Here is a 211-nt window from a genome sequence, read left to right as displayed (position 1 = left end):
GGCACTGGCCCAGTGTTGGGCGCCCTGCGGCTCGCAGAGCCACGGAACCTCCTCCACAGGTAGATCCACGACCAGCGCGACCGCGGCGGTGTCGAGATCCCGTGGGACACCCAGGACGTCACCGTGTGCCCTCAGCTGCACGACACGCAGCGGGAAGATCGAACTTGGTCGGGTGGCCATCTCGCCGCAGGCCTGCGCGAGGGTTTCCAGG

General features: G+C 68.7%; 1 protein-coding gene. It reads right to left on the bottom strand.

Annotation, left to right across the window (positions count from 1 at the left end):
• On the bottom strand, positions 1-211 hold a 211-nt coding region (locus F0L68_RS44170; RefSeq protein ID WP_223199628.1), incomplete at both ends, for a DUF7711 family protein.

The sequence above is a fragment of the Solihabitans fulvus genome, assembly GCF_008386585.1.
Classification (GTDB): Bacteria; Actinomycetota; Actinomycetes; order Mycobacteriales; family Pseudonocardiaceae; genus Solihabitans; species Solihabitans fulvus.
This window is presented reverse-complemented; position numbering and strand designations above follow the sequence as displayed.